This is a genomic window from Galbibacter sp., from assembly GCF_035306585.1.
In the GTDB taxonomy this organism is placed as follows: domain Bacteria; phylum Bacteroidota; class Bacteroidia; order Flavobacteriales; family Flavobacteriaceae; genus Galbibacter.
The window spans coordinates 1-17,297 of sequence record NZ_DATGNU010000033.1 but is presented as its reverse complement, the minus strand read 5'-3'; the positions used below and the strand labels follow the sequence as shown (position 1 = coordinate 17,297).

General features: G+C 39.3%; 21 protein-coding genes. 10 read left to right on the top strand and 11 right to left on the bottom strand.

What is annotated here, in order from left to right; all coding sequences use genetic code 11:
* The first annotated feature begins 4 nt into the window (after positions 1–4).
* From VKY50_RS03530 to leuB, 4 genes are read left to right on the top strand one after another with little or no spacing between them, the layout of a single operon-like run.
* Positions 5–1,177 carry a 2-isopropylmalate synthase gene (locus VKY50_RS03530; protein WP_324298915.1) on the top strand — a complete coding sequence of 391 codons (1,173 nt, stop codon included), beginning with the start codon at positions 5–7 and terminating at the stop codon, positions 1,175–1,177.
* 9 nt (positions 1,178–1,186) lie between these two features.
* Positions 1,187–2,584, top strand: a complete 1,398-nt coding sequence (leuC, locus tag VKY50_RS03525; protein WP_324298913.1) for a 3-isopropylmalate dehydratase large subunit — start codon at positions 1,187–1,189, stop codon at positions 2,582–2,584.
* A gap of 33 nt (positions 2,585–2,617) precedes the next feature.
* Entirely contained in the window at positions 2,618–3,208 is a 591-nt protein-coding gene (gene leuD, locus VKY50_RS03520; protein ID WP_324298912.1) for a 3-isopropylmalate dehydratase small subunit, read from the top strand.
* A 10-nt stretch (positions 3,209–3,218) separates the two neighbouring features.
* Positions 3,219–4,337 (top strand): 3-isopropylmalate dehydrogenase, encoded by a 1,119-nt coding sequence (gene leuB / locus VKY50_RS03515; protein WP_324298910.1) that lies wholly within the window; start codon positions 3,219–3,221, stop codon positions 4,335–4,337.
* 83 nt (positions 4,338–4,420) lie between these two features.
* Here the strand turns inward: leuB and VKY50_RS03510 are convergent, their stop codons facing one another.
* Together VKY50_RS03510 and VKY50_RS03505 are read right to left on the bottom strand one after the other, a co-directional pair.
* Positions 4,421–4,792, bottom strand: a complete 372-nt coding sequence (locus tag VKY50_RS03510) for a hypothetical protein (RefSeq protein ID WP_324298908.1) — start codon at positions 4,790–4,792, stop codon at positions 4,421–4,423.
* A gap of 71 nt (positions 4,793–4,863) precedes the next feature.
* The gene (locus tag VKY50_RS03505) at positions 4,864–5,550 is read right to left on the bottom strand and encodes an ArsR/SmtB family transcription factor (RefSeq protein WP_324298906.1); all 687 of its coding nucleotides are present in this window, start codon (positions 5,548–5,550) and stop codon (positions 4,864–4,866) included.
* A gap of 69 nt (positions 5,551–5,619) precedes the next feature.
* Between VKY50_RS03505 and VKY50_RS03500 the strand changes: the two genes are divergently transcribed.
* The gene (locus VKY50_RS03500) at positions 5,620–6,033 is read left to right on the top strand and encodes an amino acid-binding ACT domain-containing protein (protein WP_324298904.1); all 414 of its coding nucleotides are present in this window, start codon (positions 5,620–5,622) and stop codon (positions 6,031–6,033) included.
* A 20-nt stretch (positions 6,034–6,053) separates the two neighbouring features.
* A complete protein-coding gene (locus VKY50_RS03495) occupies positions 6,054–6,548 on the top strand; it encodes an OsmC family protein (RefSeq protein ID WP_324298902.1) in 495 nt (164 codons plus the stop codon).
* A gap of 61 nt (positions 6,549–6,609) precedes the next feature.
* On the opposite strand, the gene VKY50_RS03490 is transcribed toward VKY50_RS03495, so the two are convergent.
* Positions 6,610–8,070, bottom strand: a complete 1,461-nt coding sequence (locus tag VKY50_RS03490; RefSeq protein WP_324298900.1) for a Gfo/Idh/MocA family protein — start codon at positions 8,068–8,070, stop codon at positions 6,610–6,612.
* Positions 8,071–8,429: 359 nt separating this feature from the next.
* Positions 8,430–9,578 (bottom strand): cysteine desulfurase family protein, encoded by a 1,149-nt coding sequence (locus VKY50_RS03485; protein WP_324298898.1) that lies wholly within the window; start codon positions 9,576–9,578, stop codon positions 8,430–8,432.
* 92 nt (positions 9,579–9,670) lie between these two features.
* Between VKY50_RS03485 and VKY50_RS03480 the strand changes: the two genes are divergently transcribed.
* Together VKY50_RS03480 and VKY50_RS03475 are read left to right on the top strand one after the other, a co-directional pair.
* A complete protein-coding gene (locus tag VKY50_RS03480) occupies positions 9,671–10,585 on the top strand; it encodes a hypothetical protein (RefSeq protein WP_324298896.1) in 915 nt (304 codons plus the stop codon).
* An 89-nt stretch (positions 10,586–10,674) separates the two neighbouring features.
* Positions 10,675–11,517 carry a methylated-DNA--[protein]-cysteine S-methyltransferase gene (locus tag VKY50_RS03475; RefSeq protein ID WP_324298894.1) on the top strand — a complete coding sequence of 281 codons (843 nt, stop codon included), beginning with the start codon at positions 10,675–10,677 and terminating at the stop codon, positions 11,515–11,517.
* A 37-nt stretch (positions 11,518–11,554) separates the two neighbouring features.
* On the opposite strand, the gene VKY50_RS03470 is transcribed toward VKY50_RS03475, so the two are convergent.
* On the bottom strand, positions 11,555–12,103 hold the full coding sequence (locus VKY50_RS03470; RefSeq protein WP_324298892.1) for a Smr/MutS family protein: 549 nt from the start codon (positions 12,101–12,103) through the stop codon (positions 11,555–11,557).
* Positions 12,104–12,125: 22 nt separating this feature from the next.
* Positions 12,126–12,344 carry a hypothetical protein gene (locus VKY50_RS03465; RefSeq protein WP_324298890.1) on the bottom strand — a complete coding sequence of 73 codons (219 nt, stop codon included), beginning with the start codon at positions 12,342–12,344 and terminating at the stop codon, positions 12,126–12,128.
* Between the two features lie 104 nt (positions 12,345–12,448).
* Between VKY50_RS03465 and VKY50_RS03460 the strand changes: the two genes are divergently transcribed.
* Together VKY50_RS03460 and VKY50_RS03455 are read left to right on the top strand one after the other, a co-directional pair.
* Positions 12,449–12,745, top strand: a complete 297-nt coding sequence (locus VKY50_RS03460; RefSeq protein WP_324298888.1) for a DUF2752 domain-containing protein — start codon at positions 12,449–12,451, stop codon at positions 12,743–12,745.
* A 17-nt stretch (positions 12,746–12,762) separates the two neighbouring features.
* Positions 12,763–13,083: a CCC motif membrane protein gene (locus VKY50_RS03455; protein ID WP_324298886.1), complete on the top strand. Its 321-nt coding sequence runs from the start codon at positions 12,763–12,765 to the stop codon at positions 13,081–13,083.
* Positions 13,084–13,146: 63 nt separating this feature from the next.
* On the opposite strand, the gene VKY50_RS03450 is transcribed toward VKY50_RS03455, so the two are convergent.
* The 5 genes from VKY50_RS03450 to VKY50_RS03430 form a co-directional block, all read right to left on the bottom strand.
* Entirely contained in the window at positions 13,147–13,965 is an 819-nt protein-coding gene (locus VKY50_RS03450; RefSeq protein WP_324298884.1) for a siderophore-interacting protein, read from the bottom strand.
* Positions 13,966–13,975: 10 nt separating this feature from the next.
* Positions 13,976–14,914: a siderophore ABC transporter substrate-binding protein gene (locus VKY50_RS03445; protein ID WP_324298882.1), complete on the bottom strand. Its 939-nt coding sequence runs from the start codon at positions 14,912–14,914 to the stop codon at positions 13,976–13,978.
* Between the two features lie 66 nt (positions 14,915–14,980).
* On the bottom strand, positions 14,981–15,739 hold the full coding sequence (locus VKY50_RS03440) for an iron ABC transporter ATP-binding protein (RefSeq protein WP_324298880.1): 759 nt from the start codon (positions 15,737–15,739) through the stop codon (positions 14,981–14,983).
* Positions 15,736–16,683, bottom strand: coding sequence for an iron chelate uptake ABC transporter family permease subunit (locus VKY50_RS03435; protein ID WP_324298878.1), 948 nt, complete (start codon positions 16,681–16,683; stop codon positions 15,736–15,738). The genes VKY50_RS03440 and VKY50_RS03435 overlap by 4 nt, the downstream gene beginning before the upstream one ends.
* Positions 16,680–17,297, bottom strand: a 618-nt coding sequence (locus VKY50_RS03430; RefSeq protein WP_324298876.1) for an iron chelate uptake ABC transporter family permease subunit, incomplete at its 5' end; no start/stop codon positions are given. The genes VKY50_RS03435 and VKY50_RS03430, both read right to left, overlap by 4 nt.

The following is a 17,297-nucleotide window of genomic DNA, read 5'->3' as shown; positions in this document are numbered from 1 at the left end:
CAAGATGAGTAAAGAAAAAGTCCAAATCTTTGACACCACATTAAGAGACGGAGAACAGGTCCCTGGATGTAAGTTGAACACAGAACAAAAGCTTATCATTGCCAAGCGTCTTGATGAGTTGGGAGTCGATGTGATAGAAGCTGGGTTTCCCATTTCTAGTCCTGGCGATTTCAAATCAGTGGTTGAGATTTCAAAAGTAGTAAAAAACGCCACTGTTTGTGGCTTAACGCGATCGGTTCGAAAAGATATTGAAGTAGCTGCAGAGGCCATTAAGGGCGCTGTTAGACCGCGTATTCATACTGGTATCGGAACCTCTGAATCACACATAAAATACAAATTCAAATCCACTCCTGAAGATATTATAGAGCGCGCAGTTGCAGCAGTAAAGTATGCAAAAAGCTTTGTAGAAGATGTGGAGTTTTATGCTGAGGATGCAGGGCGTACAGACAATGAATTCTTAGCACGTGTATGTGAGGCCGTTATAAAAGCAGGAGCAACCGTTCTAAATATTCCTGACACAACAGGATACTGTCTTCCAGAGGAGTATGGAGCAAAGATAAAATACCTAAAAGAAAATGTCACTGGTATTGACAAGGCTATTTTATCATGCCATTGTCATAATGATCTTGGACTTGCAACAGCCAACTCTATCGCAGGTGTTGTCAATGGTGCTCGTCAAATCGAATGTACCATAAATGGTATTGGTGAAAGAGCTGGAAACACCTCTTTAGAAGAAGTGGTGATGATCATGAGGCAACATCCAAACCTAGGCCTAGATACAGGAATTAACTCAAAACTATTGTACGACACCAGTAGAATGGTCTCTGAACATATGGGAATGATGGTTCAGCCCAACAAAGCAATTGTAGGAGCGAATGCCTTTGCACACAGTTCTGGAATCCATCAAGATGGCGTTATTAAAAATAGAGAGACTTATGAGATCATAGATCCTGCAGAAGTAGGAGTAAATGAATCTTCCATCGTATTAACGGCAAGGAGTGGTAGAGCCGCTTTAGCTTACCGCGCTAAAAAGGTTGGTTATGAATTAACCAAGTTGCAATTAGACAAAGTATATGATGAATTTTTAACCTTTGCTGATACCAAAAAAGAAGTACTGGATCAAGATATACATCAGATCATTCAAATTAGTAAAATTGATATAAAAGCAATAGCGTAAGGGAAGGTAATGGGAAAAACATTATTTGATAAAGTTTGGGACCAACATGTGGTTCATCAGGTGGACAACGGCCCACAAATATTATATATTGACAAACATTTAATACACGAGGTAACTAGCCCTCAGGCATTTGATGAGCTCGAACAGCGCAACATTCCTCTTTTTAGAAAAGATCAAATAGTTGCCACTGCGGATCACAATGTGCCAACTAAGGATCAGCATCTACCAATCCAAGATCTTTTGTCTAAAAAACAGGTAGAAATGCTATCTAAAAATTGTGACAAACACAATGTTACATTATATGGACTTGGACATCCTTACCAGGGGATTGTTCACGTAATCGCACCTGAACTTGGCATCACACAACCTGGGATGACTATGGTTTGCGGTGATAGCCACACCTCTACTCACGGGGCCTTTGGAACCATTGCCTTTGGTATTGGAACCAGTCAAGTTGCTCAGGTTTTTGCCAGTCAATGCCTTTTGATATCAAAACCAAAATCCATGCGCATAAGCGTAAATGGTAAGCTAAAAAAAGGGGTGCTTCCCAAAGATGTCATCCTTTACATCATAGCGCAGTTAGGTACCAATTCTGGAACAGGTTATTTTGTAGAGTATGCCGGTGATGTTTTTGAAAATATGACAATGGAAGGCCGTATGACCGTTTGTAATATGAGTATTGAAATGGGTGCTCGTGGAGGAATGATCGCCCCTGATCAAACCACCTATCAATACGTGAAAGGACGTGAGTTTGCACCTAAAGGAGAGGACTTTGATAAAATGGTGGCTTATTGGAAAACACTTCCAACGGATGCCGATGCAAGCTTTGATAAAGAATACAGTTTTGATGCCAGTGAAATAGAACCAATGGTTACCTATGGTACCAACCCAGGAATGGGAATGAAAATTACAGATGCTATTCCAGAGAAAAATGATGTTTCTTTTGAAAAATCATTAGAATATATGGGGCTTAAAAAGGGCGAAAAACTTCTAGGGAAACCTATTAATTACGTCTTTATCGGTAGCTGTACAAACTCTAGAATTGAAGATTTTCGTATTGCAGCAAATTATATTAAAGGAAAACAAAAAGCACCAAATGTGAACGCTCTTATTGTTCCTGGTTCCCAGCAAGTAGCCAAACAAATTAAAGAAGAAGGTATTCAAGATGCCTTTGAGGCAGCAGGGTTTGAAATCAGACAAAGTGGTTGCTCGGCATGTTTGGGTATGAATGAGGATAAGATACCAGCTGGTGAATACTGTGTATCCACCTCCAATAGAAACTTTGAAGGTAGACAAGGTCAAGGAGCTCGAACTATTCTAGCAAGTCCATTAGTTGCCGTAGCAACTGCAATTGCTGGAAAGATCGTTGATGTAACCCAAGAGATAGAAGAATTGGAATTGGTATAATTGGAAAAATAGTACTGGATTACAGGTAGAAAAATGGAGAAATTTAAAACACTTACCACAACGGCAGTACCATTGCCGATAGAAAACATAGACACCGATCAAATTATACCGGCCCGTTTTTTAAAGGCCACCAGTAAACTTGGTTTTGGTGAAAACCTCTTTAGGGATTGGCGTTATAACAGCGATTCAAGTATCAACACCGATTTTGTATTAAACAATCCAACCTTTAAGGGGCAAATCCTAGTGGCAGGAGATAATTTCGGTTGTGGGAGTAGCCGAGAACATGCTGCTTGGGCGCTTGCAGATTATGGGTTTAAGGTCATCGTATCGAGCTACTTTGCCGATATCTTTAAAGGAAATGCACTGAACAATGGTTTGGTGCCCATCCAAGTGAGCCCAGCGGTTTTAAAAAACATATTAGAGCGCATACAAAACGATCCGAGCGCTGAACTAATAGTCAATCTAGAAGAACAATATATTGCCCTTAAAGGAACAGATATCAAACAATCATTTGAGATCGATGCCTACAAAAAAATGTGTCTAATCAACGGGTATGATGACATCGACTTTTTGGTGAGCAACAAGGATAAAATTGAAGCCTACGAAGCTTCAAGAACTATATAATACAAGATTTATGGATTTAAATATTGCAGTACTTGCTGGTGATGGTATTGGGCCTGAGGTTACGCAACAAGCCATTAAAACATTAGAGGCTATAGGTGAGGTTTATAATCATAACTTCACATTTAAGGAAGCAGTGGTAGGCGCTGCTGCCATTGATCAAACTGGGGATCCGCTACCAGAGAAAACCCTAAAGGTATGTCTTGAAACAGATGCGGTGCTTTTTGGAGCGATTGGTGATCCTAAATACGACAATGACCCCTCTGCAAAGGTACGTCCTGAGCAAGGGCTTTTAAAACTTAGAAAGTCCTTAGGTCTTTTTACAAACATTCGTCCTATTAAGGCCTACCCTACTCTTATTGATAAATCTCCGTTAAAAGAGGAGCGTATCAAAGGAACAGACCTTACCATTTATAGAGAACTCACCGGAGGAATTTATTTTGGGGAGAAAAAATTAAATAAAGAGGGTACAGTAGCATCAGACTTATGCGAGTACTCCGATTTTGAAATTGAAAGAATCGCACACCTAGCCTTTAAAGCCGCGCGTGCAAGAAAGAAAAAATTAACACTAGTTGATAAGGCTAATGTCCTTGAAACTTCTCGTTTGTGGAGAAAGGTGGTCACAAAAATAGCGGAAAGCTACCCAGATATCACCCTGGATTTTCTATTTGTAGACAATGCTGCCATGCAGATGATTCTAAATCCAAATCAGTTCGATGTGATTTTAACAGAGAACATGTTTGGTGATATTATATCTGACGAAGGTAGTGTAATTGGAGGGTCCATAGGATTGTTAGCTTCTGCTTCAGTTGGAGAGGATCATTCTATGTTCGAACCAATACATGGCTCTTTCCCACAAGCCAAAGGAAAAGACATTGCAAACCCGATCGCATCGATACTTTCGGCTGCTATGTTATTAGAGCATTTTAAACTCTACGAAGAAGCCAAGGCAATTCACAATGCCGTTGAAAAAGCGTTAGAACTAAAGGTTGTTACCACTGATTTAGATCCTAGCAGCAAATACACCACTACAAAGGTTGGTGATTTTATTGCAGACTATATAGCTAACTCAGAAGAAGTTACTAATTACAACCAAGAAAATATCGATTACGGTCAATCGACTATTATCTAAACAACCACTAACCAGTTATTTGTAAAACCCCGATCTTAGAAATCGGGGTTTTACATTTTATATTTATTGTTTTTTAGCTAGGTTTAACTATTTGGCAGAGGAGCGCCCACGGCGATATCACATCGGTGTCCAGGTTGTCCATGAGCAGGATTTAGGGTAACCGATGCATCATTATTAAGCATGGTATTTCCTCCCAGTGGCGCACCAACAGCAATATCACATCGATGTCCAGGCTGGCCGTGTGGTGGATTTACACCAGTTGCGCTTTGAACAGGTTGTTGCACTGCAGGCACTGGGGTGTCAAAACTCTCCACAGGAGTTTGTTCTGCGGCAGCTTTGCTGTCATAGCCTTCTAAGGTTTGCGAATCTGCCCAACTTGTTCTTTCGTTTAAAAGGAAATATCCACCAATTCCAAGCACTAATATGGCTAAGATAATAAGTCCAATCTTTTTCATTTCTATAGGGTTTAAAAAGTTAAATATACAGAAATAAATAGGAAATACTATAGTAAGTATTAATTAGACTATTACTGAAAATCCAATTCTAGTAAAGTGTATAGCTCTTGGCGACCCTTAGAGGTAACAATGAGCTCCCTTGAAAACTTGACTGGTTTAAACCATTGGTTTTTACGACCTTTTTCTAATAAAGCCGCTCCGAGATGACCTGCTAAATGAGGGCGACGCTCCGACCAATCTAAACATTGTCTAGCAAGCGGTCTTCGGCTGTTTAAAAAATAAGATTTATCGATGCCTATTAAAGCCAACCATTCCCAACCTTTTGCACTGACTAAAAAATCCTTACCACTTGGCTTTAGGAACCCTCGTTTAACGATGGCTTCTGTAATAGCGACACCAACATATCCCGCTAAGTGATCATAACAGCTCCTGCAGTAGGTCACGCCAGTAGTAGCCCCGTTACTATTTTGCTTTTCATCTACGCCCGCTGGTACCAAATTAGCTAACGACTCAACAGCATAGGCCACCTGAGAGTTTGCAAAGCTATAATAACGATAACGGCCAGATCGTACCACTTTTAAAACGCCACCTTTGCGTAATTTAAGAAGGTGATTGCTCATAGATGTCGGGGAAACATCGACCCAATGGGCAAGCTCGGTCGCGGTATAAGCCCTCCCATCAAGGAGCTTCCACAACACTTTGGCTCTGACAGGCTCGCAGACTAAAGCCATTAAATGGACAAAATGCTTTTCATTCATACTTCATTATTAAATGAATCATAAATGTAAAACATAATTTAATTTTACCAAAAATAAAAAACACTATTCATGAAAGATTTAGAAATTTTACTTGAGAACAAGGTCGGACAGCTCGCTCAATTCGGCCAATTATTAGGAGAGAATAACATTAGCTTAGAAGGTGGAGGCACCTTTACAGTAGGCGATACCTGCATTGCTCATTTTTTGGTAGAAAATGCTGAAAAAGCTAAATTTACACTGCAAAGTCATGGCATTAAAGTCCTTGGAATACACCCGGTTCTAATTTTAAAACTTAGGCAAGATATCCCTGGGCAATTAGGAAGATTTTGTACAGAATTAGCCCAGGCAAAGGTGAAGATCCTACACCAATACAGCGATCACCAAAACCAGTTAATTTTAGTAGTGGATAAGCCTATAGTGGGCCAGGAAATTGCAGATCGGTGGATGGAAACATGGTGGGGAGGTCAAGAATATAGTATTTAAATTTAAACGCCTTTATAATAATGAACAAATTGCACCATTACACTACCACCTTAACCTGGACAGGAAATCAGGGAACGGGCACCAGTAATTACAAGGCTTTTCAAAGAAGTCATACCATAGAGACAACCGGCAAACCCATCATCCATGGATCTTCCGATCCGTCCTTTAGAGGGGATCCGGCTAAATACAATCCAGAGGAGCTATTGCTATCCTCGCTTTCCGCCTGTCATATGCTATGGTACCTACACCTCTGTGCTGTAAATGGGGTTCAGGTAACCCAATATACGGATCAGGCGACAGGTACGATGGAAGAAAGCAGTGAGGGGGGTGGGAAATTTACCTTAGTAAGGTTAAATCCAAAGGTTATAGTTAGTGAAAAGTCAATGATTGACAAAGCGCTTGAGCTCCACGACCAAGCAAATAAAAAATGCTTTATCGCAAATTCCGTTAATTTTTCTGTGACGCACCATCCAAGTTGTGAAGTTAAACAACAGGCGGATCATCCAAACCCATAGTGCAACAAATGCGGAACCTTAAAAAAAGATTCCGCATTTGTTTATATCCAATTAAGGTGCGTTACATCTCCCAGCCCTTACGGTATTGTCTGGTTACAAATTGATTAGCCTCCTCCAGGTTGGTAATGGTCATATTATCACCATCCCAAAGTAGTTTTTTACGACCATAATACTGAACCTTATTACCAGTCTCTTTTCGCAGCATATAACTGCGTATGGCTAAGTTGCCCATTAGAACAGTTTCGGTCATAGGACCAGCATAATCAAATGAAGAAGTCAACGCTTTGTGTTCTTTACTGTTAAATCCGGCCTTACAAGCCTCTATCCATTTACGCTGATGTCCATATTCTGGTTCTTCCATCACATCGCCCTCTGGTCCAAAATCAGTAGTACCGTCATTTAGGTATAACTTCGGCATCATGGGGGAGCTATCATTAATGTTCGTTGAAATGATCCCATTTTCACCGTGAATTAAAACACCATTTGCACTTGCGCTACCACCGATATCACTATCGGCTGGTATAATATCTGGATGTGAAGGACGAATTCCGCCATCACTCCAGGTCATAACAATGGGTGAATTGGATTTCTCTGTCGCATCAAAATTTAATGTAATAAACGAGGAAGGAGGACAACCTTCTGGATGATAATCTGGTGTCCACATTTGCGAGTATACAGAACTGACACTACATTCGGCAGCGGTAGGATACATCAAACCTAGTGATCTAAAAGGAATATCAATTAAATGACAACCTACATCGCCAAGCGCACCTGTTCCGTAATCCCACCAACCACGCCAATTAAAGGGATGGATGTTTGGTATGTAGGGAGTTTGCTTAGCTGGACCTAACCACAAATCCCAATTCAAAGCCTTTGGTTTCTGGCTAGGATCGGGCGTAGGCATCGCACCACCTTGTGGCCATACTGGTCTGTTGGTCCACACCTCTACTTTGGATATTTTGCCAAGCTTACCAGAGTCGATCCAACCTTGTACCATTTTATGTAGTGGATTGGAAGCACCCTGGTTCCCCATTTGGGTAACTACTTTTTCCTCACGAGCCAACTCAGTTAGCATTCTTGCCTCCCGGATATTGTGGGTCATCGGCTTTTGAACATACACATGTTTTCCACGTTCCATGGCATACTTAGCTGCTGGTCCGTGAACATGATCAGGCGTCGAAATTGTAACAGCGTCTAGATCTTTCTCTTTATCCAACATTTCTCTAAAGTCCGCATATAGTTTAGCCTTAGGAAATTTTTCAACGGTTTTAGCTGCAGATCCAGAAAAATCGACATCGCACAGTGCGATCACACGTTCTCTTCCACCCACAGAGGCATTTACAATATCGGAATGTCCTTTACCCCCTGCACCAATGGCGGCAATATTAAGTTGGTCACTAGGTGCCACAAAACCTACTCCCCCTAGAACATGACGAGGCACGATCATAAAGGAAGAAGCAAGGGCTGTGGTTTTAATAAATTTCCTCCTTGAACTAGAAGAATTGTATTTCTTTTGCTTCATAATTAATTACGATTAAAGTTATATTTAAAGGAACCTAAAACGTTTTAGGGAATTCTTCAAAAGAATAAAAAGTAAAATGTAAACTTATAATTATGCTTTAAAGATAGCAAAATATTACACTTCTTATAATTTTTAGTGAAAAAATTGGAAAAACCATTGAAATAAGCACAGCAAATAATTAAGCAGCTGAACGTACAAAAATGGTGTTCCTATAGCGAACACTTAAGGCCATATTTGTTGTGCTACAAACACAGGTATTAAAGATTCCTGTCCACCCCTGACCCAATAAAAAGGATCATATAAAAGGCAAACAAGAATCCATTTCTAAAAGATGTCTTTAAGAGGTTATAAACGATGGATTAGTTGGCTATGTATTGCTTTAAACAACTTACTACGTAATCCAACTCCTCCTTGGTATTATACTTGGAAAAGGAAAATCGGATGGAGGGTTTATCCAAGTCCTCTTTGGACAGGATCTCATTGAGCACATGAGAGCCCATATCGCTACCACTTTGACATGCACTTCCTTTAGAGCAGCTTATACCTTTAAGATCGAGTTGAAACAAAAGCAATGCCCCTTTCTCTGGGCTAAGTGGTAAACACACATTAACCAGTGTATAGGTACTCTTTGCGCTATCACCACTATGTCCATTAAATTTAATCCCAGGAATTTCTTGCTGTAAACGGCTTATAAAGTATGTTTTTAATTCCCTTACATAGTTTCGCTCCTCCTCTAGGTTTTCATAGGCTAATACAAAAGCTGTCTCGAGTCCCACAATATTGTGAAAGGGCTCCGTTCCTGCTCTAAATCCTCGCTCTTGCTCTCCACCATGAATCATTGGCTTTAAAGGGATATTCTTCCGTATAAAGGCAAACCCAACCCCTTTAGGCCCATGAAATTTGTGCGCCGCTGCGGTTAAGAAATCAACTGGAGTTTTAGACAAATCCCACTCCCAATGACCGATGGACTGTACCGTGTCCGAATGAAAATACACCTGATGCTCCTTGCACAATGTTGCAAAAGCATCGATGTCAATCATATTCCCAATTTCATTATTTACATGCATCAAACTCACCAATGTTTTCTCGGTGTTAGCTTGTAATAGGGATTTTAGATCCTGTAAGTCCGGGGATCCAAATTCATCCAAGTTCACATAAGAAACCTTTATTCCATAGGTAGCTTGCAAGGCCTCAACAGTGTGTAATACTGCATGATGTTCAATTTTTGATGTCACGATGTGTTGTACACCTAAATCAATGACAGCACTGGTTAAAATCATATTATCCGCCTCTGTGCCTCCAGAGGTAAAAATGATTTCAGAAGGACTTGCATTTAATTGCTTTGCAATGGTCTTTCGAGCTTTCTCTATTTGAGTTTTCGCCGCTCTACCAAAACTGTGTGTGGAAGAAGGGTTTCCGTAAAAATTCACCAATGCATCTTGCATTTTAGCGATTACTTCTGGTCTAGGCTGCGTTGTGGCAGCACTATCTAAATACACTTTTTGCATGCCAGCAAAATTACTTTTAATTAAAATTATTCACAATAAATTTCGTTATAAACTGAGTTGTGTTACATTTGCTAAAGCTTAAAATTCAGGTGATGCGGAAAATTTTATTTTTAGTTCTAACGCTGTTTATCTTTAGTTGTGATGACGGTGATTTTGTTATAGAAGAATTCAGTTTTGACAGTACTGAAATCGACAATGCCTGTGGGCAACTTACCCTGTATAAGATCTCTGAAACTGGAACTGAGGCATTGATCCTAGAGATAAATGGAAACGACGGAAGTTTTTTAAGTTCAATTGAAAACCAAATAGACACTACTCGATTCACCATCAATAATACCTCCGTAAAGGTTCTCTATCGAATCTTTGATGACAAAGTTGGCTCAGACTACTTTTGCCAAAACATTCCACCAACAACACCACAAGTTACCGAAGAGTGGTATGCTCGAAGTGGAACGATCCAAGTAGTAACTACTTTAATCGAAGATGATGAAGATGGTATTCCTTTTACCGATGAAGGTGCAGTGGTACTAGAGGATGGAACCATCGATAAGGCCAACTCGCAAAACACCGATGGTGATGCCTACCCAGATTACCTTGATTTAGATGATGACGGGGACAATGTTCCAACCTCTGAAGAGATTGATATTGTCGATGGAGTGCCAGTATTTAGAGACACCGATGGTGATGGCATTCCAAATCATTTGGATCCAGATGATGATAACGACGGGATTTTGACCATTGATGAAGATCTAAACGGGGACGGTAATCCAGCCAATGACACTACCATAATCGATGGAGTAGCTGTTCCAAATTACTTAACTTCTGTAACGGCAGTTGCTGGAACGAATGAAATCATAAAACGCAAAAACAGTTACAAACAGATCTACACCAGTGTGATTAGCTTTGTTGATGGATTCCAATTAGAAAACGGAAGTGAAGAGATAAAATACGATGTAGAAGAGTATATCTTTGGAACCTATACCATTGAAAACCCAGTGAATGAATAAGGGCAATTACTCTTTTTAGAGAAAAAAGCAAGAATCGTATTTTTTATACCCTTGTGAAAGGGGATCTTTACGGTGTTAATTTCAAAAGAATGAACACACAAAAAGAATTAGATTACAATCGAATAGCTCAAGTAATTCACTATGTAAATGCTAATTTTCAAAAGCAGCCAAGTCTTGAAGAGCTCGCTGCCCTGGTACACCTGAGTCCCTTTCACTTTCAACGACTCTTTAAACAATGGGCTGGAACCACACCGAAGAAATTCCTTCAGTACATAAGTTTAAATCACGCAAAAAGTATGCTCAGAGATCGACAGGCCACCCTTTTTGACACTTCATTTGACCTTGGTCTCTCTGGGACGGCGCGTCTTCATGACCTGTTTGTCAACATACAAGGAATGACCCCTGGAGAATTTAAAAATGGCGGGGACAAATTACATATTAGCTATTATTTTTATCAAAGCCCTTTTGGAGGGCTGTTAGTGGCTAGTACCTCCAAAGGCATCTGCCATATGGCTTTTTATGAGGATCAGACAAAAGCCCTTGTAGCATTAAAAGCAGAATTTCCCAATGCCACCTATGGGTTAAAATCAGTGAGTCTACATCAAAACGCCCTTGAATTTTTTAATCATAAGTCCGATTCCCTGGAAAAGATCTCCTTACACCTAAGGGCAACAGATTTCCAATTAAAGGTTTGGGAAGCCCTATTAAAAATTCCTTTCGGTGGGCTATCCACCTATGGTAAGATAGCCAATCAAATTAAAAACCCGAAAGCCGCTAGAGCTGTAGGTACGGCCATTGGTAGCAATCCCGTTGCTTTTTTAATTCCATGTCATCGCGTTATTCAATCCACTGGAGCGATCGGTGGTTATAAATGGGAGCCTCCTCGAAAGACCGCTATAATTGGATGGGAGCAAGCAAACGTAGCCTGGTGATTTTCACCCTGCACAGCTCCTTGCAACCAAGGTCATATTATAAGGTACGCTGCTCGATATAGACCTCGGTAGCACCTAATCCATACTCGCTGTAATTAGCATCGTAGTACTGGATACCATCATATCTTGAGAAGAGGGTGTAGAGTTCAGATTTTAAAACCCCCTCACCCACTCCATGAATAAAAACGATTCTTTGAATTCTTTTTGAAATAGCAAATTCCAATTGACTTCTCGCGGTATCAAGTTGCAGGTTAAGCATATCAAAATTTGTCATTCTTTTAGAGGAGTTTGTAAGCTTATCAATGTGCAAGTCCACTTCCATAGCAGGACTATACTTCTCCTTTTTCTTCTTGGCAAAAGAGCGTTTTTTAACGTTTGATTGTTTCTCTGACAAGGCGTGAAACACTTCCATATTACTTACCCGAAGCGCATCATCTTTTATAACAATCAATTCATCCAGAGGAAATTCCATCTCGAAGCCATCAATAGTACCAATGATAGCACTGCGGTGGTCGATAGAAAGAATATGACCTTTTATCGCCTCGTCCAACACCTCTACTTTAGCTCCTATCTCAAACTTTTTCATCGGCCAATACGGATTGAACTCCTTAATTTTTATCTGCTAGATCTTGATTGTCATCAGAATCATCCTCTTGCCCACGATCTCTTGGATTGTCTTGAACCCAAAATTTTGTACACCTATAAAGTCCGAACATTAAAAATATAAAACCTATAATTTTCAAATATCCATCATAACTCGTGCGACCATCACTTAGAAATATAATCGCGGCTCCAACGACAATACAAATAATTGCGAACAATCTCATAATGTATTTTTTTTATTTACAGTAGACAAAAATAATACTTTGAAATGGGTTAGATTCACAACTTTTTAATAAGTTTACCTAAGATATGCAGGCATCAACGTTAAATGGTACAATTATTAAGCAGCAATATTGAGAACTTCATGCTTCCGTGTTTAAATAAAACACTATTTGGAATGGAGTGCCCAGGATGTGGATTACAACGGTCTTTATTGTTAATCGGTAAAGGAGAATTTGTAGCTGCCTTTAAGATGTATCCCGCCATTTATCCCTTGCTGAGCTTTATTTTGTTCCTAGTGCTCTCTACATTTATAAACTTTAAACATGCTACTAATATAAAAATGTATTTGGCAGTACTCACTATTGCCACCATCATCATAAGTTATATCATTAAACTAATTTAACCCTTTTAACAATTAATATGGAAAGACAAAAACTTAATCCGACGATTCAATATGTACTATCAATAGTAGGCTTCCTTTGCTGCTGCTTTGCAGGTTTGGGATTTATCCCAGCTGCAATAGCCTTTTATTTGGCTAACCAAAAGCTAAAAGAAGCAGCCAATAATCCAGAGAATTACGATGGTGTTCAAGCCATGAAAACTGCAAAAACAGTTTCCTTAGTGGTTTTAATTTTAAACCTGCTTTACCTTGCATACACCATTTATATAATCACTACCGTTGGATGGGATGAGTTACAAAACCAACAACAGGATATGATCGAACAGTGGGGTCTACAATAATCTAAACCCTTTTTTAGCCAATAAAACAGTTGAATAGCCAAAGCTTTCAACTGTTTTATTTTTTTAAGCAATAGTCTTTTTTTCAGCTTGACGATCCCTAGCGGACTGATCCTCCGCAACTCCAAACTTCCAATAGGAATAAGCGTAAAGCTCATTAGAACTCCATTTCAATTCTTTGCGCAAATACCGTCTGATTTCTTTCACTGCAGAAAATTCACAAGCAACATATCCAAATTTGGATTTGGAAGCAATGGTAATGTCTTTAACTCGCTGAACAAGTCGAGATTCATCCTCCATAGCATCCCCTACAATCCAATGAAACTCCATAGCAGCTTTTGTGGATAGCTCTTGGATATCCTCCTTCGAGGCTACTTGAATAACACAGATTCCCTGAGCCGATGGCGGAAGATCCTCTAAAATCGCACCCAATACCGGAATTGCCGTTGCATCTCCAACAAGTAAAAACCAATTTGCATCACTGGGATACAGTTGTTTTGGAGCCGTTCTCATGGCCACCCCTAGTTTATCTCCTAACTTAGCATTTTTTGCCCAAGAAGAGGCAGGTCCATTCTCCCCGTGAAATACAAAATCTATATAGAGTTCGTTCTTTGCTAAATTAACTCCCTTATGGGTATAGGTTCGCACCGATGGTACCTTTTCTAAGTGAGGATATACCCATTTTTTAGAGCTAGGATCCATCACTGGAAATTGCACCTGATCAACCCCTTTAGGCGGTATAAATATTTTATTATTATCTCCAATGGTAGAATGCTGAAAATCACTCACATCTCCGCTAAGGGTAATTCTGAGATAATGAGGCGTTATAAATTGCCTTGATTTGAATTCAAATACCTTACGTATTGTTGCTTTCGGTTGATCCACTTCTGTAGTGTTATAAATTTGTACTAATCTCGTCTATCATTTTATGCAGGGAATAGATACCCCCTCCAGATAGATACCACACCTGGGGATCCAAATACACAATATTACCATTCTTATAGGCATTGGTCTGTTGGATAAGTTTGTTTTCAATCTCTTGCTTATTGGTAGCATTCTTATCCACCACAGCGCTCCTATCGATGATATAGAGATAATCTGGATTGGCATTTTGGATAAACTCATTGGATATACTTTGCCCGTGACGACTGGATTCTAAATCTTTAACAGTCTCTTTAATACCAAATACATCATGAATTACACCAAATCGAGACCCCTTTCCATAGGCGCTAAATCGTCCTTTGTTATGAAGAACAATCAAGGCACGTTTATCTGTTTGGTTTACTTTATCCCTTAAGTTGTTAATATCTTGCTTTAACCCTGTCAAAGCATCCTGGACCGTTTGAGAATCATTAAATATGGTGGCGTACATCTGGCTGATGTCATTTAAGGATTCTAGGTAATTAATATAATCAATTTCAGTGTATACAGCAGGAGCGATTTTTGAAATTTCATCATAAGAGCTCTGTAAACGACCGGATAAGAAAATCACATCAGGCTCGAGTTCGTTAAGCTTCTCAAAATTAATCTCCTTCAAGTTCCCAAGATCAACAATTGAGGTATCATCCTGAAATCTAGACAAATGTTCTGGCAAGGAAGCCTTTGGAGCTCCTACAACTTTTACTTTTAATAAATCAAGCATTTCTAAGGAAGCAAAATCTAAGGCCACTACCCGTTTAGGGTTTTGAATAACTTCCACGGTACCTAATTCGTGCGTCACTTCAACGGTCTGAACTTGCGTATCTACCTCTACGTCATTTTTGTTTTTACTTTCTTTACAACTTAGTAAAATGACTGCCAAAAGCAGTATGGATAATTTAATACTATTTTTCATTAGATTTAATTTTAATTTACACAATGCCATTTTTATATCTTCTAATAATGCTGCTTATTTGCATCACTAATAAAAGTAATTACACAACTGTTTTCCTGATTTGTGAATGATTTCAAAATCTATATCAAACACCTCTCCAAGCACTTTCGGGTTCATAATATCTTTCGTTGCTCCAGAGTGAATAATTTTCCCATTTTTCATCGCTACTATATAATCTGAGTAATGTGAGGCAAAATTTATTTCGTGAATCACAATAATGATGGTTTTTCCTTTTTCTTTGCATAGTTGCTCTAAGCGCTTCATGATCTGAACAGAGTGTTTCATGTCCAGATTGTTTAAGGGTTCATCGAGCAATATATAATCCGTATCCTGCGCCACCACTAGGGCTAGAAATGCTCTTTGTCGTTGTCCACCACTGAGTTGATCAATATATTTATGCTGGATATCAGCGAGGTCTAAAAATTCGATAGCCTCATCTATTATACCCTCATCGTCTTTGGTTAATTTTCCTTGGGAATATGGGAACCGACCAAAACCTATCAGCTCACGAACGGTTAGTTTGAGTTCCAAATGATTGGACTGCTTTAATATAGACAGCTGTTTTGCTAAGGCTCTACTCTTATAAGATTCTAAGTTTTTATCATTGATCATGATATTTCCATTGTTCTGCTTAAGTAGTCTGGAAATAATGGATAACAATGTACTTTTACCTGCGCCATTTGCACCGATAAGCGAGGTGATTTTTCCTTCGGGAATTTCAATAGAAACCTGGTCCACAACGGTGTGCTCGGAATATTTTTTAGTAATGCTATCTACACTAATCATATCTTTCTAACCTTTAAAAGAAGGAACATAAAGTATAGCCCTCCTATGAAATTAATAATGATACTTATGGTGGTATTGAAATTAAATACCTGTTCTACCAAAAACTGCCCCCCTACTATTGCCACGCCGCTTATGAGACAACAACAGGGTATCAGGATGCTGTGTTTATATGTTTTAAACAATTCATATGTTAGGTTTGTTACCAAAATACCCAGGAAGGTTAAAGGCCCCACCAAGGCGGTAGAAACGGCAACTAATACAGCGATAATGAACAGATAAAATTTGATCGATTTGTTGTAATCCAATCCTAAACTGATGGCATTTTCTCTACCTAATGAGATAAGGTCGAGATATTTTAGTTTTCTAAATCCAACAACAAAACAAAGGATCATAAACCCTAAAGCATACCAAAAGATATCAATGTTCATTCTGTTAAAGGAAGCAAACATCTTTTGCTCCACCACCAGGAACTCATTAGGGTCAATCACCAGTTGTAGAAACGAACTCATCGTGGTAAATATGGTCCCAAGCACAAGTCCAGTTAGTAGCAAAAAATACATATTGCTCCTTCCCTTTTTGAAAATTAAGACAAACAGAAGCAGCGCAAAAACTAACATCAGCCCCACGGAGATAAAAAAGTTTCCAGAATTCTTTATCACCTGAAAAGTTTGATCCCCGTAAATGAACACTATGACGGTTTGAAACAACATATAAACCGCCTCAAACCCCATTATGGACGGCGTGAGAATTTTATTATTTGTCAGGGTCTGAAAAACCACTGACGAATAGGCAATACAGCACCCTACCACAAGCATAGAGGCAACCTTAAACCCTCTTCTTTCCAGCGCATACTCCCAATTATTAGGTAGATTGTATAACAAGAATAACCCGCTTAACAACAGGGTAAGAGAGACCAAGATCAATATTTTTGTAGTGGTGCTCATGTCCTTTGTCTAATTAATAAGATTAAGAAAATAACACCTCCAATAAGTCCTACAGTCATCCCTATTGGAATTTCAAAAGGAAAGATGATTAATCTACCCAGTATATCACATATCAAAAGGAAGATCGCTCCAAAGATAGCTGTTATAGGCAAGGTGTTCTTCAAATTATCCCCAAAGAGTACACTTACGATATTTGGCACTACCAGTCCTAAAAATGGAATCGTACCAATGGTGAGCACTACTACGCTGACAGTTATGGATACACAAAATAATCCAATATTCATCACTGCTCTGTAATCCAACCCTAAATTCTTCGAAAAGTCCTCTCCCATGCCAACTAGGGTGAACTTATTGGCATATAAGTAGGTCATCACTACGGCCGGTACACTGAAGTAAATCAACTCGTATTGGCCTTGAAGCACACCAGAAAAATCGCCCATCATCCAGGCGTTTACATTTTGAACAATATCATCTTTATAGGCAAAAAAGGTGGTGATAGAATTTAAAATTCCTCCGAACATCAATCCGACAATTGGGATGAAAATGACGTTTCTATAGCGAATACGATCGGCTATTTTTAAAAAGATAATACTGGCCAAAAAGGTAAAGCCAAA